A 21208-nucleotide genomic window follows, 5' to 3' on the forward strand; every position below is an offset into this window, starting at 1 on the left:
CAGGCCGCCGCGGCCAAGCTGCTGGACGCCGGATGCACCGCGATCTGCGGCGGCAACGACATCATGGCGCTCGGCGCGATCCGCGCGGCCCGCGCGCGCGGCCTGCGAGTGCCCGAAGACGTGTCCGTGACCGGCATGGACGACTCCCTGCTCACCGCCTACCTCGACCCGCCGCTGACCACGATCCGCCAAGCCGTCCGGGAGATGTCGATGGCAGCGGTCAGCACAGTACTGGACGAGATCCGAGGCGCACGCTCACCCCGCACCGAACTGCTGTTCCGCCCGGAACTGGTCGTGCGGCGCTCCACGGCACCCGTCCCGGCCAGCCGGCGAGCGGACCGGTGTTCCGGATCTTCCCCACCACCGCTACGCCTGCACCCGGCACCGCTACTGGATCGGACCGCCCGACATCAACCGTCCCGGACCGTTACTGGAGGACTTCCCCGCTCGCCGCCCAGCGACGGCACCTCCGCCTGGTCCGCCGCCACGGATGGGCCGCCACCTACGACGCCGTCCTCACCGCCTTCATGATCTGCGCCACCTGTGGGAGCACGGCCTCAACGTCGCCCTCGACCCCGGCAACGCCCCACTCGGGCTCGTCCTGAAACGCGCCATCTGGACCATGCGCACCATGATCTGCATCCCACCGGAAACCGAGCAGAACACCTTCACCGCCGCGAAACTGTTCGCCGCCATCTACCCCGACGCGATCAACATCGCCGAACTGATCGCCTCACCCACCTGGCGCGAACTCGCAGCCGGAGACGACGACCAACTCAGCCTCTTCTGCGCCGCCATCGGCGACCGAATCGGCGTCCCGGACTACCAGCCCCAACACAACCTCGACCCCATCGGCCACTGGATCGCAGAAGACTGCTGGCAAGCCCCCAGCTCACCCCCACCACCTTCGCCGCAACCCCAGGCCACAGCCGGCCCAGCCACCTCACAACCACCAAAGCCGGACGCGAGCGTCACGATAAGGCCATCGTTTGGTTCACCCGCAAACGCCGCCCCGGAAGCGTCATCCTGCACCCCGCACCGTCCACCCCATCGTCATCCGCGAGTGGTCCATCCCGATGGAACAGTACGAAGGAGCGATCTACCAGAGCCAGCGGACCATAGTGCGTTTTTGGACGCCATCCCCAGGAACAGCAAAGTAATCCGAACAGAACCGCGTCACAAAATATTTGTTCGGACGATCCGCGGATAGGCCTGCCCCCCGACCGACAACGGCACCAGTCAAACCCTTGTATCGCTAACGGGACACCAAGAGCCACCCGCACACAAAATGCCTTCCTTAATCGCCGAAGGCGAAAGCATCGAAACGTAAAATTCCTCTATCCTCATTTCCGCTGCTCACTGCGAAGTCTGCGAGGGGAACTGGGCTGTTACCTTCAGCCCGACTGCGGTCACGGCGTCCAGAATATTTCGCCGCAAGGCTTCAGCCTCGTCCACGGGTAGCGGATCCCGCTCGTAGGTGAGCGCAATCATCCAGTCATCGTCGGCGTAACGCCAGAGCATCAGCTTCACATGACCCTGTTCTTTGGATCGCAACTCTCGCTGCCCGAATTCCTCATCCCAGTCATCATCAAGGCGACCACGCGGACTCAGCCCCACCTGGTCCCGAAACCTGGAGAGCTGCCCCCCGAGGTGGCCCTTCATTCGGATGCGTAGCTGGTCATTCACTGGCATCGCCTCCCGGGCGCTTGATGATCCAATCACTCTCACGGAAATGCGTGGAGATTCCATTGCCTACGCTCGTCCTGCCCGGAGAGCCGGCACCTTGGAAGTCGTAGTCACTCAGTTCATCCATCGCGTCGAGTTTGTACACCCTATCGAAGAACAGCGGGCCAGCTTATCACCGCACTGGCTGAACGCAACCCCCCAATACCTCGCGGCGGCGTTTTCCATCCGCTGCGCACGTTCCTCCAAAGGTGCGTCCCGCTTACTACGCACGTCAGCGATCATCGCGGGGCGCGGCGTTGACGCGATGGATCGGCCGTTCGGGTAGGCGGTGCGGACGGCGGTGGTCTTGTCGGCCTTGACGGCCGGCGGCGGACACGCCCAACGTCGTGCACACGCCCGCGTCCGAAGCCAAACGCTGGCAATGCTGCGGCCGCGCCGCGACCCAGTGGGGCGTGGCGGGACGTGGTGGAACCTTCGTGGCCGCTGCATGAGTTATGTCCGGCTGTGGCTGGGGCCGGGTCGTGATCGCACCGCGTGCCGATCGCTCCTTCCCGGAGGCGCTCGCGATCAGGTCTCGATGTCCATCGACCGGCGCTGGGCTTGCCGGTACCGGCAGGCGGCTCCGCCCTATCCTTGTGTGTCAGGGCCGGTCCAGACCCCAGGTCTGCAAAGCATAGGGACGTCCCTTTTCCTCGCCAGTGATGAGCGGCATGTCGAGCAGCCGGAAACCCGCCCTCGCGGCCACGGCGACACTGGCCGCGTTCTCCGCCTCTAACTCCAGAATCACCTGTTCGGCCCCCAGGTACTCGAAGGCGTACGAGGCCATGACCCGGACCGCGGGCGCTGCCAGGCCCTGGCCACGGAAGGCCGGGCTGACCGCGTAGCCGAGCTCCGTCCCTTCCGGAGCGCGCCGCAGCATCACCTCGCCCATCGGTGCGCCTCCGTCGGCGGTGATGGCCAGGAGGATGGCGCTGCCCTCCCTGCGCAACTGCCTGGCCCGATCCAACCGGGCACGCGCGGCTGCCGCGTCGAAAGGGGAGACGAAGGGCGTCCAGTACGCGATGTCGGGGTGGTCGAACAGACCTGGCATCGCGGGCAGATCTGCCTCGGTCCAGTCACGCAGAACAAGATCCTGCCCCGAGAGTTCGACGTACTCGGGAAAGGAAAACGGGTTCTTGGCCATGGCAGAAAGCTCCTCGGGGTCTGGCATGGGCCAGGCAGCGCTCGACGACGCGGTGTGCTCGGCCGCGGGTACGAACTGACGCCGCCGGTTCAATGATCCTCGCGCATGATCTCGATGGCCCAGCGGGCTGGCGCACCTCGCCGATTGGGCCGAACTCGGGCACGTGCGGCTTGATGGCAAGCGCAGGGGGCTCCGGCGGTGCCGAGCACCGGACTCCCCTGTCCGATGCCACGAGGTCGAAGCCGTCCTTGACGGTGGCGCCCGGCGCGGCGCGTGGGCGTCCGGCCCGCCGCGGTGTCGTCCCCATCGGTGACGGTGGCTCCGCTAGTGCTTTCGCTGCGGGAGCGCGCGGACTCGTGATCTCCAGAGTGCGGTCGCGCTCCATGCCTGACAGGTCGGACAGGACGGTGAGGGCCACGGCGCCGCCATCCCGGCCGATCCGTCGCTCTTGCTGCAGGCGGCGGACGGCGTGACCGGGGTGTCCCGTCTGCCGCTCATGCCCCGATTCTGGGGAGGCAAGGCAAGCTCGCGGGAGACCGTGGTCCGTGGGTTTGCGGGTTGCGGCGCCGTGGCGTGCGTTAGGCCGGTCGGCCGGCGGTGGCGGCGTAGTGCGCGGCGATCTCGTCGCTGGTGGTGTTCCACACGCCGGGGTGGTTGACGACGTACTCCAGCGCCTGGTCGAGGTACTTCAGGCGGAACGCCTGCCCGGTGACGAAGGGATGCAGGGCCAGGGCCATGACCCGCCCGCTGTGCTCGGAGTCGGCGTACAGCTGGTCGAGCTGATCCTTGACGATCTGCACGAAGTCGGGACCGCTGATGGAATGGGCGGTGAACAGACCCAGGTCGTTGAGCTCGAGGCTGTACGGGACGCTCATCATGCCGGGCACGTTCAGGTGGTACGGCTGGTCGTCGCTGGTCCAGTCCAGCACGTAGTCCAAGCCGAGTTCGGCCAGCAGCGCCGGGGTCTGGAACGTCTCGCTCAGAGCCGGTCCCAGCCAACCGCGGGGGCGGCGTCCGGTCGCCTTCTCTATGGTCTCGACGACGTCGGTCAGGTACGCCCGTTCCTGTGGCTCCACCTCGGACTGCACGGTGGAGTTGTTCTTGCCGTGCGCGAGCCAGGCCCAGTCCCGGGCCTTGCCGGCCTCGATGATCTGCGGGTACTGCTCGGCGACGTCCGAATTGAGCAGCACGCTCGGGCGCACGCCATGGCGGTCGAACGCCTCGATCATCCGCCAGATCGCCACCCGCGGGCCGTAGTCACGCCAACCGTGGTTCAGGGGGTCGGGCACGAGCGCGGCGGTCGCCTGGTTGATGCTGGTGGACGGCTTGCCCAGCACGAAGTGCTCGACGTTGAGCCCTACGTAGAACGCCACTCGGGCCCCTCCGGGCCAGGTGATGGGCGCGCGTTCGGTGATCGGACTGTAGTCGTACAGCTCATTGCGCATGAGATCTCCTGCCAGAGGGGTCGTTCCGCCCACCTTGGGCGGAGATACGATACGGTCCGTATCGCGATACGGACCGTATCGTATCCCAGACTATAGAGCGGAGCACCGAGGCGATGCCAACACGGACCGGATCGTCTCCCCAATGCGGTAGCTTGAGCAGCCACTGAGGATGAGGTGATATGAGCCCGTCGCACGCGCCCGATCCCGCCCGGCGCAATCCCGAGACGACCGCCGCGATCCTCGAGGCCGCTCTGGCCATGGCCAGCGAGAGCGGCCTGGCGAAGGTCAGCATCGAGGGCATCGCGGCGCGCGCGGGCGTCGGCAAACGGACGATCTACCGCTGGTGGCCCTCCAAGGGTTCAGTCGTCTTGGATGCCTGGGCACAGCGGCTCGAGGACCTGTCTTACGAGGACCTGCAATCAGCGCAGAGCGACGACTTCGAGGGCGACCTGAAGCAGATACTCAAGGACTCATGGCTCGGCGCGATAGGCGACTCGCGCCCCGTGCTCGCCTGGCTCATCGGCGAGGCGCAGCACGACAAGGACCTCGCCATCGAACTGAGAGACCGCCTCATCGGTCCCGCTAGGGACCGGATGGCCGCGCGGATCCGCCACGCGCAAGAAAAGGGACAAGTCGCCCCCGACATCGATCCGTACCGTGCCATCGATCTCATCTATGCCCAGTTGTACTACCGCCTGCTGGTCGCGCCCGGGCCGCACGACGAGGCGTTCACGGATAGCGTCGCCGACCTCGCCCTCCGCGGGTTGCGGCCGCGGTAAGAAGGATTTTGGGCGCCGAAAGGCACCGCGAGGGGTGACGGGCGGGAGTCGGCGGAGGCGTTCACGCCGACCGAAGCTGAAATGCGGCGGGCGCGTGGTGGTATCCGGGGTGGGCACGTTGGTGGTGTGGCTGGAGTCCTTCCAGCGGCTCGGTCACTTCTCGGAGATCGAAGACGTCCTAGCGGTCCTGGCCGGCCACGTTCCCGGCATGCTGGGTCTGGCCGATGGAGTGAAGTTGTGGCCTGCGGCTCCGATGTCGGCCGGCCGTTTGTTCACTCTTCGGGCCCAGGAGTGAGGGCGGTGAGGGCGGTGGCGATCTGGTCGAGGCGGGTGGTGTTGAGGGAGTAGAGGACGTAATAGCCCTCGCGTCGGGTGGTGGTGAGTCCTGCCTGTGTGAGCTGGTGGAGGTGGCGGGAGATCACCGACGGGGACAGGCTCAGGAGGGTGGCGAGTTCCTGGGTGCTGCGGCCTTGGGTGGCGAGGTGGGCGAGGATCTGCAGGCGTGGTGCTGCGGCCAGGGCCCGCAAGGTGGTGAGGGTGTCTTCCTGACTGATGGGGCGGGCGGCCGAGGCAGGGGCGAGAGGCAGGGCGGGGTAGGTGATCCGCTGGGGCCATGGCTGGTCGCAGGTGACACGGACGTGGGGCCAGACATAGTGGCTGGCGGTGAATGTCACGGGGCGGCCGCGGGTGACCTCGATGTCGTGGTCGTGCGGTCGGTCGAGCCGGAGCGTTCGCCGGGCGGGGTCGATACGGATCTGCGGGACCAGGGAGCGGAGCATCGGAAACAGGCCCTGGTGGGCTATCCGGCTTCCCGTCCGCGCGATCGACTCGTACAGGGAAGGCTCGACGCGTTCCCACTCGACGGCGAAAGCGGTGCTCCAGTAGTCCTCCAGTACGGCGAGCACATCTTCCAGGACGGGGCGAGGGTCGGTGAGGATGTCGCTCAGCCGTGCCGCCCGGCCGGGGTCGGCCTGTTGGAGTTCGGCGAGGACCGCGTCGCGGACGGCGGGGTCCTCGATGAGGTGGTGCCCGGTGTAGCGGGTGGTGTCGATGAGGGTCTGGGCGAGTTCAGTGGCCAGCAGGGTAGGCGGCAGCGCCCGTATGGCGGCGAGCTGGTCCGCGAAATCGGCGTCGTGATCGCCCGCCCGGCTTTCGAAGAACGCCGGAATGTAATCGACCACCGCAAAGCCCTGTTCGCGAATCCGCCGACGCAGGGCGGTGGGCAGCCGGCGGCAGCGCCGCACCCACGGTATGTGCAGGGCGTGGTGGCCTGGGTCGGTCAGCACGTGCCAGGAATGGACGGCTTCGAGCAGCGGTGAGACGGAGAAGGCGATGTCCTCCTCGGCCGTCTCGGTGAACCGCATCGTGATCACGATTGCAGGATTCCACAATCAGTTGATCGGTTCTAGCCGCGTCGGTCAGGCTCGGCAGCGGACCACGGCCTCCTCGCCGCAGGTCACTCTCCTTCCCCGACCCGAAAGCCGCAGGTCGCCCAATGAATACGCCCGATGCTTCTTGGCAAGCCGTGCTGGACGCGGAAGGCTGCGCGTACACCGTCCACGAGCACGCCCCCGCGCACAGCGCCGCTGAGCGCCAGACGTTGCCTTTTCCCTTGTCGCAGGCCGTCAAGACGCTTGCCTTCACCACCCGGAACATCCCGCTCGTCCTCGCAGCCCTGCGCGCGGAGGACCAGGTGGACTTCGCCCGCCTCGCGCGTGCCCTCGATGTCGGCCGCTCCCAGCTGCGCATGGCGGACGCCAGCCTGCTCGCCGTGGAGGGCCTGATTCCGGGTGGCATACCTCCAGTCAGTCACCGTCCGGCAGTGCCGTGCCTCATCGACACTGCCGTCGCGGAACCGCCCCGCCCCGTCTACTGCGGGGCCGGCTCTGCTGACCGCACTCTCCAAATCGAGTCCACCGTGCTGGCCCGCCTCCCCCGTGCCCGCGTGACGTCCTTCTCCCGGTAGTCCGCCTCGGGCGGCGCCGGTGCCGGCCCGCTCCGCGTAGAGCAAGCACGTGCCGCGCCGCCGTCCCATCAGCAGCGTGGCAGTGATGAGGAAGAACTGGCTCATGGTGACCCGCGAAAGCCTCCTCGAGTTCGCCGCGATGTCCCTCGTGGTGATCGCGATCCCCGGTCCGAGCGTCCTGTTCGTCGTCGGCCGCGCGCTCGCCCACGGTCGCCGTACCGCGCTCGCCACCGTCGTGGGCAACCTCCTGGGCTGCTATGCCCTCGTCCTGGTCGTCGCCCTCGGCCTGGGCTCCCTCGTCCAAGGCTCGGCCTCCGCGTTCACGGCGGTGAAAATGGCCGGCGCCGTCTACCTCACCTACCTCGGTGTCCAGGCGTTCCGCCACCGCGACCAAATGCGCACCGCCCTGGCAGACGATAAGGACGAACGGCGTGGCGCCCTTGCCACCGTCTTCGACGGCCTGATCGTCGGCGCCACCAACCCCAAAGGCCTGGTCTTCTTCGCCGCGTTCCTGCCGCAGTTCGTCGATCACAGTGCCGGACGCATCCCACTGCAAATGATGGTCCTCGGCCTGGTCCCAGCCGGAATCGGCCTGATCTGCGACACCGCCTGGGCCTTGAGCGCATCGGCCGCCCGGACCTGGCTCGCCGTCTCCGACCGCCGCACATCGATGATCGGCGCCGCGGGCGGCATCGCACTGATCGGCCTCGGCCTCACCATCGCCACCACTCCCCACTGACCTCCCCCAAGCCGGATCAGTGACAGTTCTGGTCGGGGCGGGTCCTGCGGAGGTTGTCGAGGGGGCCGTTGACGACGTGCCGCAGACCGGCGAGCAGGGTGCGGCGGTCGCTGTCGGGAAGGTCGGCGAGCAGCGCGTCCTCGATCTCACGGAGATCGGCGGCGACCGCGGACCTCACGTCGAGGCCGGCGGCGGTCGCTTCGACGACGCGGACGCGGCGGTCGGCGGGATCGGGGTGCCGGGTGATGAACCCGGCGGCTTGGAGTTCGTCGAGGACGAGCACCATCTTGCTCTTGTCGATGCCCAGGGCGCGGGCCAGCGTGAGTTGGCTGCGTTGGGGTGCGTCGGCGACGGCCGTGAGTACCTCGTAACCCCACAGGCTCAGCCCGTGCCGACGGACCACGTCGTTCTCGACCGCGCCGAGTCCTTGGTACAGGCGCAGGACAAGCCAGTGCAGGTCCGTGCGCCGACGGGCCGACGCCGGTCCGTCATCCGGATCACTGAAGCCCATGCACGGATAATACACGCCCGAGATCGTCTTGACTTAAGATGATCTGAGTTGTCTACTGTTGCGCCGGCGCTCCGTGGACGTGATGACGAGGTGAGCCATGAGCGAGACCGCGACAACCGCCGGAGCCCATCCCGGGGTCGGTGGACGGCGGCAGGGCCCGGACTGGGCGGTGCTCCTGCTGCTGTGCTCGGCGCAGTTCATGGTCCTGCTGGACGTGTCGATCGTGAACGTCGCGCTGCCCTCGATCCGGCAGAGCCTCGGGTTCGACCAGGCCGGGCTCTCGTGGGTGCTGAACGCCTACACCCTCACCTACGCGGGGTTCCTGCTGCTGGGAGGGCGCCTGGCGGACGTGCTCGGACGGCGGCGCACGCTGCTGTTCGCACTCGCCCTGTTCACCGCGGCCAGCCTGGCCGGCGGGTTCGCCGCGGACCGGACGAGCCTGGTGACCGCACGCGCCGTGCAGGGGCTGGGCGGCGCGGTGCTGTCCCCGGTGACGCTGACGCTGCTGACGACGACGTTCCCCGAAGGTCCGCGCCGCACTCGGGCGATAGGAGTGTGGAGCGGTGTGGCGGGCACCGGTGCGGTGGCCGGATCGGTCCTCGGCGGCGTGCTCACCGGCCTGCTCAGCTGGCGGTGGATCCTGTTCGTCAACGGGCCGATCGGTGCCGGCGCGCTGGTCGCGGCCTTGGCGATACTCGGCAAGGACGCGTCGCGGAAGTCGGAACGGCGACCGCGTCTCGACGTGACCGGCGCGATCCTGGTCACCGCTGGGCTGGCGACGATCGTCTACGGCCTGGTCACCACCGACAGCCGGCCGACGCCGTCCACACTGGCCGCCCTGGCCGCGGGCGTCGTCTTGTTGGCGCTGTTCGTCTTCTATGAAGGGCGGGTCGCGCGTGCGCCGCTGGTGCCGCTCCAGCTGTTGCGGACGCGCGCGATCGGTGGCGCCAACCTGGTGATGTTCTGGCTCAGCGCGGCCGTCTTCGCGAGTTTCTTCTTCCAATCCCTATACATGCAGAACGTTCTGGCGTACTCGCCGTTGATGGCCGGGTTGGGCTTCGTCCCGCAATCGGTGGCGATGTTCGTCGGCGCGCAGGCCGGTTCCCGCATCGTCCTGCGCGGCGGAGCGCGGCCACTGCTCGTGGGCGGGGCACTGTTGTCCGCCGCGGGGCTGGCCTGGCTGTCCCGCCTGACCGGAGACGGTACGTTCTGGCGCACCCTGCTCGTCCCCGGCATGCTCGTCACGCTCGGTGTCGGGCTGGCCATGACGCCGCTCGCACTCGCCGCGATGTCGGGCGTTCCCCGCGAGGACGCAGGACTCGCCTCCGGGGTGCTCAACAGCACTCGGCAGATAGGTGCCTGTATCGGGCTCGCCGTCTTGTCCACCGTCGCCGCGACCGGCGCCGTGACTCCTCACGCCGCTGCTCCGTCCCGGGCGTTCACGTCGGGATACGCATTCGCCTTCGGCTTGGCCGCCGCGTTCGCCTTAATCGCAGCCGTCACGTCCCTGGCCGTACCTTCCCTTTCTCACTCCGGCGAGCCGAGCGGCCGCCGTCACCACCAAGGAGAATGACCGTGACAAGTGATCCGAACCTGCTGGGACGCCACGTCGTCGTCATCGGCGGAAGTTCCGGCATCGGCAAAGCCACCGCCCGCAGCGCTCTCGACGCCGGCGCCCGCGTCACCATCGCGGCCCGCGACATGACGCGCCTGAAGGAGGCCGCGACCGACCTCGGCGACGGCGTCGAGGTCGCCACCGTCGACGTCACTCGGGACGATCAGGTGGCGGATGTCTTCGCCGCTTTCGGCGCGGTCGACCACGTGCTGCTCAGCGCCGGCATGCCGATGTTCGGTCCCTTCGAAAAGCTCGACCTCGCCCAGGTACGGCGCTACTGGGACACCCAGCTCGGCTCGTTGCTCAGCGTGGCCCGGCACGGTGCGGCCAGCATGGAGGCCGGCGGATCATTTGTCTTCGTCACCAGCACCCAGAACCGCCGGCCGGCCGCGATGGGCGCCCTGCCTGCCGCGGTCGTAGGGCACGGGGTCGAGGTGATCACCAACAATCTGGCGCTCGAACTCGGACAACAGGGCATTCGCGTCAACAGTGTCGCCTGCGGATTCGTCGACACGCCGCTCACCCGAGGAGCGCTCGGCGACCGGTTCGCCGCGCGTACGGCCGAACTCGCCCGATCGCTGCCCATCCGCCGCGTCGTCGGCCCCGACGACGTCGCCGCGCTCGTCGTGCACCTGTTCGGCAACGGCGCCATCACCGGAGCGGTGACCGCGATCGACGGCGGCCAGAGCCTCCAGTAGCCGCACGCCGCGCCAAGCCAGGCGCCGGAGAATGGTCACCGTGAGGCGTAGAGAAAGACACAACGTCTCCCGGTGGCCTCCCGACGAACGCCTCGGAAGTGGTCGGCGGGACGCTCACGACCATCCCCAGGCCCGCTCTGGAGCTCCCCTGTTCGACGGAAACACCGTGAGCGTGCCGAGCTGGTGCTCGACGAACCCGCGCTCGCCGCGCCAAGGAATGCCGGGCCGACCAGTGCGCCCGTCTTTACCTGGACCTATCGCATCGCAACGCCCGCCGCTGCTGCGACATGCGCGGCCGTGGCAGGCAAAACCGATGGTGGCGACTCAGCGGACCAGAACACCACAGATCAACGTCTTGCACCGGCATGATCACGTTGCAACTACTAGATCTGGCTGCTGCGTCTCCCCAGAACGAGACCTCCGGCCAGGTCAGCCGTCACCCCTGTCGTCGGCAGCTCATCGAGGCCCGGACCCATTCTGCAGCCCCGCTGACATCGCAGACGGCGAAACCGGAGGGCCGTGGTCAACGGGGAAGGCCTCCACGCCTCGCTCGCAGTCAGAGCACCGCGCGGTTTCTAGGCTTGCGAGGCGACTCCGATCCCCAGAGCGACCAGGACGGCGCCGACGATGCGGTCCAGCCATTGCCGCAACCGGGTTCCGGCCAGCAGCGCGGCGGCGCGAGCCGCCACCAGCGCGACGGCTGCCAGCACGACGGCGGACATCACCAATTCGATCAGGGTCAGCAACACCGAGGTGGTAAGCACATCCGCGCCGGAGGGAACGAACTGCGGCAGGATGGCGACGTAGAAGATGCCCATCTTCGGGTTCAACAGGTTGGCCAGCACGCCCGTACGAAACGCAGCGGCCCGGCTCCTATTGCGAAGCGGTTCCCTGGCCACGGGCTCCTGTTCCGCATCTGCGGTGCTATTGCCGTGGCGCGCTGCCCAGATCGTCGAAATGCCGAGGAAGAGAAGATAGGCGGCGCCAACATACCGGATGAAGTTATAGACCAATGCGGATTGTTCGATGACAGCCGCGAGCCCGACCGCCGCGGCCACACCCCAGACCAGGGAGCCTGACGCGGCTCCGATCGCCACCGCGACCCCATGACGGCTCCCTCCCTTCGAAGAGTGCTTGAGCACCAGGAAGATGTCTGGCCCCGGCGTGAGAGCGAACAGCAGCGCCACCACAGCAAAAGCCGACAGCGCATCAGCCACGAACAACCCCCAAAGAACAATCACTTGGCCACAGACATTACCCGGATGCGGGGCCGCCTGGGCCCGCGAGGAGGTGAGTACAACTTTCGCCGGTCCCGGTCCGCGGCTGCCGGGTCCGGGAGCGTCCCAGTGCGCGTCCCAAAGGCCCTGATCCATCGGTCTGGTCGTTGTTCGGTGACGCGGCGTTCGAGTTGACTGATGAGATCCGCGCCGTCGCCTCCATGACGATCCGGCCTCGCGACCTCGTCCGGAGTCCCCGAGCAGAACTTAGAGCGTGTCTCATGTGGTGCTGTGAAGGTGCTGCTCCTTGGGCCGTGTCTCACGGTGCGTCGCTATGCTCGCCGCGTGGGCGAGATCGTGGTGGTGCGTGATGGTTTTGGGCCTGAGGTCTTGCTTGTGCATGGCGGTGCCGGCCCGCGGACGACGTGGGGCGCTTTGGCTCCGCTGGCCGATCGGTGGACGCTGGCATATGTCCATCGCCGTGGCTATCCGCCGAGTCCACCACCGCAGGAGTCTCAGGACTTCGAGGTGGACGCCCTGGACTTGGCGCCGCTGCTCGTCGGCCGCCCGCACGTTGTCGCCCACTCCTACGGCGCCCTCGGGGCGTTGATCGCGGCCGCCGCCGCGCCGGGCAGCGTGCGCTCGCTCACCCTGATCGAGCCGCCGCTGCACTACCTTGTCCCTGACGATCCCGAGGTGGCGCGGCTCGAGCGCATCGGCGATGCGGTCCTCACCCACGGGATGGACATGGACCCGGCCGAGTTGCGCGAGTTCCTCCATCTCACGGGCGCGCCCGTCGGTGACGGCCCGCTCCCCGAGAACGTGGTCACCGGCGTTCGGCGGGCGCAGGGTGGTCGGCCGACCAGTCAGGCACACCCACAGCTCGACGCGATCCGTGACGCCGGCGTCCCGGTGCTCGTCGCGTCCGGAGACCACGCGGCCGCGCTCGAGCGGATCTGCGACGCTCTGGCGGATGTGCTCGGTGGCGAGCGCAGCGTGCATCCGGGCGCTGGTCACTTCGTCGCCGCAGCACCGGGCTTCGCCGAACAGCTTGAGGCCTTCCTACGCAAGAGCGTCACGTGGCAAGCCTCTTCCAGCAGGTGAGCGTGGCGGCGAGGGTGAGGAACGCGGCGAACGGGTCGGCCGAGCGTTCGTAGCGGACGGCGAGCCGGCGGTGAGTTCCCGACGACATGCCAAGCGTCACACTACATAGTCACCGACGATCCAGATACTAGGCAACGAATGCCCCATACGGGCGGCCTTGAAATCGCCTTGGCCGCCGAGTGCGCACAATGCGGTGGCGTCAACGGCGCTGTCGAAATGGCTCCGAATGCCGCATCGACGAGACTCTTGCGCATGAACATGCGGTGGCGCGGTCACCGTGTGTTTGAGTAGTCCCCGCCGGCGGCACGGTCGTTGAACGGCGGAGCCTGGCGGGTGCAGAATCGATGGCCAGGTGTGCCGATGCGTTCATCGCGCCAGGACGTGAGCAGGACGACGGTGCTGGTGGTCAGCGGAGTGATGCACCCGTTTGCGTCCTTTCCCGGACAACCGATGAGGGCCCGTGCCCAGGCGCACGCCTCCGAGGTGAGTCGGTGAGTTCTGAGATGCGCAGACCGGTTTCGTTGCCCACCGGCAGCATTGCGTGATCGCGTCGTCCGTCCAACTGGCTGGACACACCCCGACCTTCGTTGTGCTCCCGTCTCAGGGACGTGGATCGCGTTTCGGGGCCGGCGGAGGCGCGTGGGAAGATCTTGCTTGGCTTTGGGGGATGTGTGGAGTCGAGCGTTGAGGATCTCCCGCCGCGGGTCGCGCGTGCGATGTCGTGGACCGCGCTGGCGCTGCTTTTCTGCATCCGGGCGTTCGATGCGGCCAGAGGTGGCATGGGTGCGGAAGCGCTGTTCTTGGCGGCGGCTCCCTACCCGCCGCTGGTGGCGTTGCTGGCCGGGCGGTTCCGGCTGGGTGTCCGCCTCGGGTTGCTGGTGGCCTTGGTGGCGCTGGCGCTGATGCCGTTCGCCATGGTCGGCATGGAGTGGGGATGGCTGCCGTGGACGATCGGGGCCGGTGTGCTGGTCGCGCTTCCGGCGCGGGCGTCGTGGCCGCTGCTCGGTGCCGTTGTCGCCGCGACGGCCGTCACCGGCCTGCTGGCGGGGCAACCGGTCAATGTGTGGGCTTGGCGGCCGCTGGCCCTGGCGACGGACGCGCTGATCGTGTTCAGCCTCCACACCGTCAGCCGGCTGGTGGCGGACCTGCACGCCACGCGGGACGAGCTGGCCAGGGTCGAGACGTCCAGGGAACGGCTGCGGCTCGACGCGGAGTTGCACCGGACCGTCGGCACCGGGCTGCGGTCGATCACCGGGAGGCTCGCGGCGGCGGCCGAGGCGCCGCCCGAGGACGCCCGCGTCCGGATCCGGGAGGCGACCGAGACGGCCAGACGGACACTGGCCGAGGTGCGTTCGATGGCCGGTGTCTTCCGCACCGCGGATGGCCAGGACACGCGGCCCCCGGTCGGGTCGCCGAGGTTCGTCCGCGCCGTCCTCGCCTCGGTGGTGCTCATCCAGGCGGTGAGGCCGGTGATGAACGTCTTCACCGTCGCCGGAGACCCGCGTTGGCTGTACCTGCTCGTCCCGCTGCTCGCGGTGGCCGTGGCGTTGCTGCTGTCGCGGCCGTCGCGCGGGCGACTCATCGCGCTGGGCCTGTTGCTGGTCCCGGTGGCCTGGCCCGGGAGCTACGCGGCGGGCACGCTGCTGGTGGTCAGCGGCATGTGGGGGCTGTTCGCCGGTGCCGCGCTGACCTGGGTCCGCCCACCGAGATCGTGGGCGATCGCCGCGGCCGTCCTGGCCTTGCAGGTCGTGGTGTGCATCACCCCGCCTCCGGTGGCCTCCCCGGCGGACATGGTGACGAACGTGCTTTCACCCATCATCTTGGCGTGGCTGTTCTACGGTCTGTCCCGGCTGGGTGACCTGGTCGTCCTCCTCGGGCGCGCCCGGCAGGAGTTGGCGGAGGCAGCCGTCGCCGCCGAACGCCTCCGGATCGGCCGCGACCTGCACGACGTCCTGGGTTTCAGCCTGTCAGCGGTCGCGCTGCGCGGGGAGCTGGCCCTACGGCTCCTGGACCATGATCCGGCACGAGCCGCCGCCGAGCTCGCGACGCTGGTCGAGGTCCTGGAACGGGCGCACGCCGAGCTCGGCTCAATCGCCGGCGGCCGGGTCCGGCTCGAGCTGCGCCATGAGATCGATGCGGCGGTCGAGGCGCTGAAAGCCGCGGGCATCGCCGTCCACACCGAGGTGGAGATAGGAACGCTACCGGACGAGACCGGCACCGCCTTGGCCGCCGTGCTCCGTGAAGGCGTCACCAACGTCCTGCGGCACAGCCGGGCGCGCACCTGCTCCATCACGGTCACCGGCTCGGACGGCGCCGCGTTGCTGCGGATCGTCAACGACGGCACAGGTGAGCCCCGCACGTCGGACGCCGGGGGCGTGGGACTGGAAAGCCTGGCCGCCCGCACCGGCGGGCGGCTGTCGGCAGGGCCGCGCTCGGAAGGCGGTTTCGAGGTGGTGGCCGAGTTCCGGTCAGATCCAGCCGGCCTCGGTGGCGATGCGGACGGCGTCGATCCGGTTGCGGGCACCGAGCTTGCCGACCGCTGAGGTCAGATGATTGCGCACCGTCCCGTAGGGCAGGAACAGCCACTCGGCGATCTCCAGCGGTTGCGCGCCGGCCGACGACATGCGCAGCACCTCGGTCTCCCGCTGGGTGAGGGGGCTCTGTGGAGCCGGCAGCGCCGTCGATGCCAGCACCGGATCGATCATGGTGCCGCCCCCGGCGACCGTGCGGACCGCCGCCGTCAACTCGTCCGGCCGGACGTCCTTGCGCACGAACCCCGCGACGCCCGCCTCCAGCGCCCGTCGCAGATGATCCGGACGACTCAGCGCGGTGAGGATCAGCACCCGGCAGCCGGGCACCCGCTCGGAAAGCAGCGCGGCCGCCGCCAGGCCGTCCATCTCGGGCAGGTCGATGTCGACGACCGACACATCGGGCCGGTACCGCTCCGCCTCCGGCACGACCCCTGTCCCGGAGTCCACCTGAGCCACGACCTCCATGTCCTCCTCCAGTGCGAGGAGCTCGGCCAGTGCCTCCCGGAGAAGATGCATGTCCTCTGCGATCAGATCATGCCTTTGAATCGAGAAGTTCCAGGCTCCGGGCGGCCCAAAAGCCCGCTACCCGCGTCATTGAGCGATCAGCGCGTGCTGGTCATGGGGGGCAGCTCAGGGATCGGGGCGGCCAGCGCTGCCTTGTTCGTCCAGCAGGGCGCCGAGGTCGTGATCACCGGTCGCGACCAGGAACGCCTGGCCGAGACAGCCTCGGCCATCGGCGAAAGGATCACCGCGCGGTGCCTGGACGGCGGTTCGGTGGACGCCTTGGCGGCATTCTTCGCCGAAGACACCATCTACGACCAAATGGTGCTAGCCCTCAGCAGCGGTTCAGGTGCCGGCCCGTTCCCCAGCCTCGACCTGCAGGCCCTGCGCGAGGGTTTCGAAGGCAAGTTCTGGGCCCACCTCAAGACCCTTCAGGCAGCACTGGCGTCGTTGGCCCCGACCGGCTCGGTCACCTTCGTCACGGCGTCCTCCGCGCGGGCGGCGTTGCCGGGTACGGCCGGTCTGGCGGCGATCAACGGGGCGCTGGAGGCGATGGTGCGGCCACTGGCGACCGAGCTGGCACCACTACGGATCAACGCGGTCTCCCCCGGCATCATCGCCACACCATGGTGGGACAAGATGCCTGCCCGGCAGCGCGAGGAGATGTTCACCGAGCACGCCGCGGCCCTGCCGGTCGGCAGGGTCGGGCAAGCCGAGGACGTGGCCCAGGCCGTGCTACTGGCTGCTACGAACGGGTTCATGACCGGCCAGGTGATCGAGGTCAACGGAGCCCTGAGCCTCGCTACCGGGCGCGGGTGAGAAACGTCCAGGTCGGCGCCGCCCCCTGAGCGACCCGCCCTGGCCGTCTTCACAGCACTCCCTTCCCCGATATCCCGCTCGCCTGCATTCCCCCGCCCAGCTTCAAGGAAATTGCCGTGCCGCCACGGGTAGCGCGGTCGAATCACCGAATCCCAGCGCCGAAAGGTAGAAAACCTTGATTTCCACACCCCAAGCAGCTGCTTCGCTCGGCTGGAGAAGGTCCAGACCGGACTGGGCGCCGATGACCAGATGGCCTGCCTGAACCTGGTCGCCCGCTTCGAGTGGTGCTTCGACTCGCGCGACTTCGACGCGCTGGGCGAGATGCTCAACGAGGACTTCGTCCTCGACCACGTCTGGGGCTACGGGGAGGGCCGGGAGGCGGCGATCGCGCTGCTGCGGGAGAAGCTGCCGATCAACGCATCCCGATCGTTGATCTCGACGCTGATGCGCTCATCATGATTGATCACCTGGTGCGCGGGCCTGAGGAGCGGCTGACTCGATCGTGCCATCGAGTCCCGACGCGTCCGGCTCGCCATGGTAGAAGCGTCGTCCGGGCGAAAGCGGCATGGCTGGGTGTCGTGCACCGGTGGTGCCGCGATGCCTGCGGGTCTCAAGCGCTGGACCATGCGTCGCTAACGGACGAGGCATGAGACACCTCCACTAACGTGCGTGGTGCTCGACGCACTCTCTTCCAGATGAGGGGGACGCGGAGGAAGGCCCTTGGAGTCACTGAGCTAACAGCCGTCTCGCCCCGGCCGCATCGGCGAACTCGGCGTCTCGTCGAACACTGCGGCGTACCCGGCCGCGATTAGCAGCAGGTTGGGGTCGCGCAGCGGGATGTGGAACACCGGCGCGTACCCGGCCGCGAGCAGCATGAGGTTCCGGTCGCGCAGCGGCACGTCCAGGTACTCGGCAAGCCGCAGCACCATGTCGCGGCTCGGCACCGACCGGCCCGTCTCCACGAAGCTCAAGTGCCGGGCCGACATGTCCACCTCACACGCCAGTTTCAGCTGGCTCAGCTTCCGTAGCCGCCGCCATGCACGCAACTGCTCCCCGATGGGTCGCACGTCGCTCAATGCCGTGGTCATTGTCGTCACGTGCTTGGCGCTTTCCGGTCCCGCGTCACGTGGAAGACGCCGTTGTGGCCTTGGGAGGCCGTGGCTGGGCTGGGGGAACAGCCGGGCCGGACACAACGTGCACCGGCGCGGTGTCCGGAGTGACCAGATCCGTGGACCGCTTGGTGCGCTCCCCCGGCCAGGGAAGTCCTCAATGCTCCACCACCTCACGCGTGTACGTCACCAGGCTGCCGAACCCCAAGTTCAGGAACCGTGCCCAGCTTGTCGTCGGCGGTATGCCGCCGATCGGTCCTTGCTTCCGCAAGCGGCGCTGGAGCACCAGCGGCGGCGTCCAGGGCGGCTGGTGTCGACGAACAGCAGGGCGCACTCAGGGCTGGCGCATTCGCGGATGCGACCGGCGGCGGTGCCGGTGAACAGGTCGATGGCGTCGCGGGCGACGGTGCTCAGCGCCGCCTGTTCGCCGCCGTCGGCCGGCAGCGTCAGCTGACCGGTTCCCTTGTGGAGCACAGGGATCAGGGCGGGGGCGGCGGCCGCGGCGGTGATGGTGGCCTCGTCTTGGGCGGCGGCCGGTCGTCCGGCCATCACCGCATGGGCGACGCGGTAGATCGCCTCGCGCAGCGCGCGGGCCGCGTCCAGGCCGGTCGGCGTGACCGCGACCGGTTCGTCGAGCAGTCCGCACTCGCGATACCACCGCGTCAGGTCGGCCGGTTCCCGTAGGCGCTCGTAATTGCCGCGCCACCGTTCGCCGACCGTGGCGACAAAGGCCAGACACAGACGGCCGGAACGGAAGTTGAACCGCAGTTCCTCGACGGGGGTGTCCCTGTGCCAGGTTGCATCGGCTTCCACGTCACGAGTATAACTCGTGACGTGAGCAAGGTTGGCAGGGGGTGCGCGCTCCGATGGACTCGGCTCCCAGATGTCGAGCACTCTCCGCCGGTGTCCAGTGCCGTCGTCCCGACGGTCTTGGCCGCCCAGATCGCCGCATCAGTGGTGCAGCAGGGTCCGTCGAGCATCAGCGTCCAGCTGCAGGCTGATCTGAATGTCGGCTCGACAGGGCTTGGTCTGTTACTGGGAGCTGTGTTCGCGGCAACCGCGGTGGTCGCCGGAGTGGGGGCCGCCGCGGAAACATCGGCGCTGGCCAGGGCACTGGCCGACCGCGTGCCGCTCCAACGTCCGCTCACACGACCGCCACCAAGGCCCTGCAGGCAGGTTCTGGGAAAGAGGCTCGATGCGCATCGTCCGTGCCGACCACTTCGTACTGACCGTCCGTGACATCCCGGCCACCATCAAGTGGTACAGCACCGTGCTGGGGATGAGACCCGTGACCTTCGGCCAGGGCAGGCAGGCTCTCACCTTCGGCGGACAGAAGCTCAACCTCCACCAGGCCGGACGGGAACTGGAGCCCAAAGCCGCGCACCCGACTCCCGGCTCAGCCGACCTGTGCCTGGTCAGTGCCATCCCCCTGACCTGCATCCAGGAACATCTGCACGCCCTGGCCGTCGCCATCGAACTGGGGCCGGTCGCGCGCACGGGAGCCACTGGACCCATGACCAGCATCTATCTCCGGGATCCGGACGAGAACCTCGTCGAGGTCAGCACATATGACTCCGGCCGCCCTCAGGCACCCGACCCCTACGACCTCCTCCCGCCGGTCGCCGCCCTGACCATGCACAGCCCCGACATCACCGACGGGCAGCCACTCGCGGAGCCGCACATCCACCACAGCCTTGGCGGTGGCAACAAGAGCCCGGAACTGACCTGGGCCGGTGCACCAGAAGGCGTGCACGGCTACGCAGTCACCTGCTACGACCCGGATGCCCCCACCGGCAGCGGCTTCTGGCACTGGATTCTGCTCGGGCTGCCCGCCACGTGCGCCCGGCTGCCCGCCAACGCCGGCCGGGGTGACGGCGCGCACCTGCCGACACGCGCACTGCATCTCCGCAACGACTTCGGCGTTCACGCCTATGGAGGCGCCGCCCCACCGAGCACGGACCCCGCACACCGGTATGTGTTCGCGGTTCATGCCGTGGACATCGACGACCTCGGTTTGGCCGCTGACGCCAGCGCCGGATACGCCGGTTCTGTCCTGACCGCGCACACCATCGCTCGTGGCGTCCTTCGGCCCACCTACCGGCGCGACCGGCCCTGAGCGGAAGCCTGCGCCTGCGATCGAGTATGACCGCCAGCGCGCAGATAGGGCCTCAATGAATCGCTTTTGAACCGCCAGTTTCCCATCAATCACAACAAGGAGCGCGATGAACGACTCAGCATCCTTCACCGTGGCCGTGCTCGGCCCGGGCGGCGTGGGCGGCCTGCTCGCCGCAGTTCTCGCCCGCGCCGGACACCGAGTAATTTGTCTGGCCGGCGAGCCGACCGCGGCCACGCTGCCCCGCACTGGGATCAGCGTGCGCAGTGCCCAGTTCGGTGACTTCACCGCGGCGGTCGAGGCCGTTACCGAGCTCACCGAACCAGTCGACCTGTGCCTGATCACCTGCAAGCAGACCGCGCTGGAGGCCGCCTTGCGGCGGGTCCCGCCGGCAGCCGTCGACAACGGTCTGATCGTCCCGCTTCTCAACGGTGTCGAACATCCGGAACTGCTGTGCCGGCGGTACCGCCCGGAACTGGTGGCGCCAGCCGTCATCCGCGTCGAATCCACCCGGATCGCTCCCGGCGTCATCGAACACGGCAGCCCGTTCACCGACATCGACCTGGCCGGCGATGCCGTACCCTCCCAGCGCCTCGACGCCACGGCCGCGATGCTCAACGCAGCCGGCGTGCGCACCAAAGTGCAGCCCGACCAGACCGCCACACTATGGCGCAAGATGAGCTTTCTCGCCCCGATGGCTCTGCTGACAACACGACACGGACTATCCATAGGCGAGCTGCGCTCGGCGCGGAGACAAGAACTGCTCGAGCTGGTCGAAGAGACCACAACGATCGGTCGCACGTTCGCGCCCGAGATCAACACCGATGCGGTGATGCGGGCATACGACGACTTCCCACCGGAGACCAGATCCTCCATGCAACGCGACGCCGAAGCCGCTCGCCCACTGGAGCTGGACGCCATCGGCGGGGCACTGCTTCGCGCCGCGGACCGGCATGCCATGCAGGCACCGATCACCCGTGGATTGGTCACAGAGTTGACAGTGCTCGCCCGCTCGACAACGCCCTGATCAACTGCCAGAAAACGAAGTATTCGGCGGCGGTATCGGGATCCCGGGAAAGCAGGCCGCCGGCCTCTCGGCCAGATTCCGCGCCGCCGTCGCCTATGCTCTAGAGCCCCTCATCCGGCCCCTGTCGGATTCTCCAGACCACGGGAGAGTGGACGGCCAGTCGCA

General features: G+C 68.3%; 22 protein-coding genes. 13 read left to right on the forward strand and 9 right to left on the reverse strand.

Annotated elements, in window-relative coordinates; translation table 11 throughout:
• Together ABZ914_RS03130 and ABZ914_RS03135 are read left to right on the forward strand one after the other, a co-directional pair.
• A partial coding sequence (locus ABZ914_RS03130) for a substrate-binding domain-containing protein (RefSeq protein WP_500191294.1) occupies positions 1 to 531 on the forward strand: 531 nt, incomplete at its 5' end.
• Between the two features lie 91 nt (positions 532 to 622).
• On the forward strand, positions 623 to 1210 hold the full coding sequence (locus tag ABZ914_RS03135) for a hypothetical protein (RefSeq protein WP_500191295.1): 588 nt from the start codon (positions 623 to 625) through the stop codon (positions 1208 to 1210).
• Positions 1211 to 1356: 146 nt separating this feature from the next.
• On the opposite strand, the gene ABZ914_RS03140 is transcribed toward ABZ914_RS03135, so the two are convergent.
• The 3 genes from ABZ914_RS03140 to ABZ914_RS03150 all read right to left on the reverse strand — a co-directional run bounded on the left by ABZ914_RS03140 (position 1357) and on the right by ABZ914_RS03150 (position 4314).
• Complete coding sequence (locus ABZ914_RS03140) at positions 1357 to 1686, reverse strand: hypothetical protein (protein ID WP_500191297.1); 330 nt, start codon at positions 1684 to 1686, stop codon at positions 1357 to 1359.
• 640 nt (positions 1687 to 2326) lie between these two features.
• The gene (locus ABZ914_RS03145) at positions 2327 to 2869 is read right to left on the reverse strand and encodes a GNAT family N-acetyltransferase (RefSeq protein ID WP_500191298.1); all 543 of its coding nucleotides are present in this window, start codon (positions 2867 to 2869) and stop codon (positions 2327 to 2329) included.
• A gap of 578 nt (positions 2870 to 3447) precedes the next feature.
• Complete coding sequence (locus ABZ914_RS03150; RefSeq protein ID WP_500191300.1) at positions 3448 to 4314, reverse strand: polysaccharide deacetylase family protein; 867 nt, start codon at positions 4312 to 4314, stop codon at positions 3448 to 3450.
• A 179-nt stretch (positions 4315 to 4493) separates the two neighbouring features.
• On the opposite strand from ABZ914_RS03150, the gene ABZ914_RS03155 reads away from it, so the two are divergent.
• Positions 4494 to 5093 (forward strand): TetR/AcrR family transcriptional regulator, encoded by a 600-nt coding sequence (locus tag ABZ914_RS03155; protein ID WP_500191301.1) that lies wholly within the window; start codon positions 4494 to 4496, stop codon positions 5091 to 5093.
• A gap of 272 nt (positions 5094 to 5365) precedes the next feature.
• Here ABZ914_RS03155 and ABZ914_RS03160 read toward each other — a convergent pair whose 3' ends face one another.
• The gene (locus ABZ914_RS03160; RefSeq protein WP_500191375.1) at positions 5366 to 6457 is read right to left on the reverse strand and encodes an ArsR/SmtB family transcription factor; all 1092 of its coding nucleotides are present in this window, start codon (positions 6455 to 6457) and stop codon (positions 5366 to 5368) included.
• Positions 6458 to 6588: 131 nt separating this feature from the next.
• Here ABZ914_RS03160 and ABZ914_RS03165 point away from each other — a divergent pair, with 131 nt between their 5' ends.
• Both ABZ914_RS03165 and ABZ914_RS03170 read left to right on the forward strand, forming a co-directional pair.
• Complete coding sequence (locus ABZ914_RS03165; protein WP_500191302.1) at positions 6589 to 7059, forward strand: aminoacyl-tRNA deacylase; 471 nt, start codon at positions 6589 to 6591, stop codon at positions 7057 to 7059.
• Positions 7060 to 7144: 85 nt separating this feature from the next.
• The gene (locus ABZ914_RS03170) at positions 7145 to 7798 is read left to right on the forward strand and encodes a LysE family translocator (protein WP_500191303.1); all 654 of its coding nucleotides are present in this window, start codon (positions 7145 to 7147) and stop codon (positions 7796 to 7798) included.
• Between the two features lie 16 nt (positions 7799 to 7814).
• Here ABZ914_RS03170 and ABZ914_RS03175 read toward each other — a convergent pair whose 3' ends face one another.
• Complete coding sequence (locus ABZ914_RS03175; RefSeq protein ID WP_500191305.1) at positions 7815 to 8309, reverse strand: MarR family winged helix-turn-helix transcriptional regulator; 495 nt, start codon at positions 8307 to 8309, stop codon at positions 7815 to 7817.
• Between the two features lie 97 nt (positions 8310 to 8406).
• Between ABZ914_RS03175 and ABZ914_RS03180 the strand changes: the two genes are divergently transcribed.
• The gene (locus ABZ914_RS03180; protein WP_500191306.1) at positions 8407 to 9882 is read left to right on the forward strand and encodes an MFS transporter; all 1476 of its coding nucleotides are present in this window, start codon (positions 8407 to 8409) and stop codon (positions 9880 to 9882) included.
• Positions 9883 to 9884: 2 nt separating this feature from the next.
• On the forward strand, positions 9885 to 10622 hold the full coding sequence (locus tag ABZ914_RS03185) for an SDR family oxidoreductase (RefSeq protein ID WP_500191308.1): 738 nt from the start codon (positions 9885 to 9887) through the stop codon (positions 10620 to 10622).
• A 575-nt stretch (positions 10623 to 11197) separates the two neighbouring features.
• On the opposite strand, the gene ABZ914_RS03190 is transcribed toward ABZ914_RS03185, so the two are convergent.
• Positions 11198 to 11839 carry a LysE family translocator gene (locus ABZ914_RS03190; protein WP_500191310.1) on the reverse strand — a complete coding sequence of 214 codons (642 nt, stop codon included), beginning with the start codon at positions 11837 to 11839 and terminating at the stop codon, positions 11198 to 11200.
• 345 nt (positions 11840 to 12184) lie between these two features.
• Between ABZ914_RS03190 and ABZ914_RS03195 the strand changes: the two genes are divergently transcribed.
• Together ABZ914_RS03195 and ABZ914_RS03200 are read left to right on the forward strand one after the other, a co-directional pair.
• Positions 12185 to 12943 (forward strand): alpha/beta fold hydrolase, encoded by a 759-nt coding sequence (locus ABZ914_RS03195; RefSeq protein WP_500191311.1) that lies wholly within the window; start codon positions 12185 to 12187, stop codon positions 12941 to 12943.
• A gap of 779 nt (positions 12944 to 13722) precedes the next feature.
• Positions 13723 to 15486, forward strand: coding sequence for a sensor histidine kinase (locus tag ABZ914_RS03200; RefSeq protein ID WP_500191313.1), 1764 nt, complete (start codon positions 13723 to 13725; stop codon positions 15484 to 15486).
• Here ABZ914_RS03200 and ABZ914_RS03205 read toward each other — a convergent pair.
• Complete coding sequence (locus ABZ914_RS03205; RefSeq protein WP_500191376.1) at positions 15412 to 16005, reverse strand: response regulator transcription factor; 594 nt, start codon at positions 16003 to 16005, stop codon at positions 15412 to 15414. The two genes, ABZ914_RS03200 and ABZ914_RS03205, sit on opposite strands and share 75 nt — an antisense overlap.
• Positions 16006 to 16068: 63 nt before the next feature.
• Between ABZ914_RS03205 and ABZ914_RS03210 the strand changes: the two genes are divergently transcribed.
• Positions 16069 to 16794, forward strand: a complete 726-nt coding sequence (locus tag ABZ914_RS03210) for an SDR family oxidoreductase (protein WP_500191314.1) — start codon at positions 16069 to 16071, stop codon at positions 16792 to 16794.
• Positions 16795 to 17043: 249 nt separating this feature from the next.
• Positions 17044 to 17253, forward strand: coding sequence for a nuclear transport factor 2 family protein (locus ABZ914_RS03215; protein WP_500191316.1), 210 nt, complete (start codon positions 17044 to 17046; stop codon positions 17251 to 17253).
• Between the two features lie 275 nt (positions 17254 to 17528).
• On the opposite strand, the gene ABZ914_RS03220 is transcribed toward ABZ914_RS03215, so the two are convergent.
• Together ABZ914_RS03220 and ABZ914_RS03225 are read right to left on the reverse strand one after the other, a co-directional pair.
• Positions 17529 to 17861, reverse strand: coding sequence for a helix-turn-helix domain-containing protein (locus ABZ914_RS03220; protein ID WP_500191377.1), 333 nt, complete (start codon positions 17859 to 17861; stop codon positions 17529 to 17531).
• Between the two features lie 252 nt (positions 17862 to 18113).
• Complete coding sequence (locus tag ABZ914_RS03225) at positions 18114 to 18716, reverse strand: CGNR zinc finger domain-containing protein (protein WP_500191317.1); 603 nt, start codon at positions 18714 to 18716, stop codon at positions 18114 to 18116.
• A 382-nt stretch (positions 18717 to 19098) separates the two neighbouring features.
• Here ABZ914_RS03225 and ABZ914_RS03230 point away from each other — a divergent pair, with 382 nt between their 5' ends.
• Together ABZ914_RS03230 and ABZ914_RS03235 are read left to right on the forward strand one after the other, a co-directional pair.
• Positions 19099 to 20019, forward strand: a complete 921-nt coding sequence (locus tag ABZ914_RS03230; protein WP_500191318.1) for a YbhB/YbcL family Raf kinase inhibitor-like protein — start codon at positions 19099 to 19101, stop codon at positions 20017 to 20019.
• Positions 20020 to 20125: 106 nt separating this feature from the next.
• Positions 20126 to 21043 (forward strand): ketopantoate reductase family protein, encoded by a 918-nt coding sequence (locus ABZ914_RS03235; protein ID WP_500191319.1) that lies wholly within the window; start codon positions 20126 to 20128, stop codon positions 21041 to 21043.
• The last annotated feature ends 165 nt before the right edge of the window (positions 21044 to 21208 follow it).

This window comes from Spirillospora sp. NPDC046719 (assembly GCF_040645715.1).
GTDB lineage: Bacteria > Actinomycetota > Actinomycetes > Streptosporangiales > Streptosporangiaceae > Spirillospora.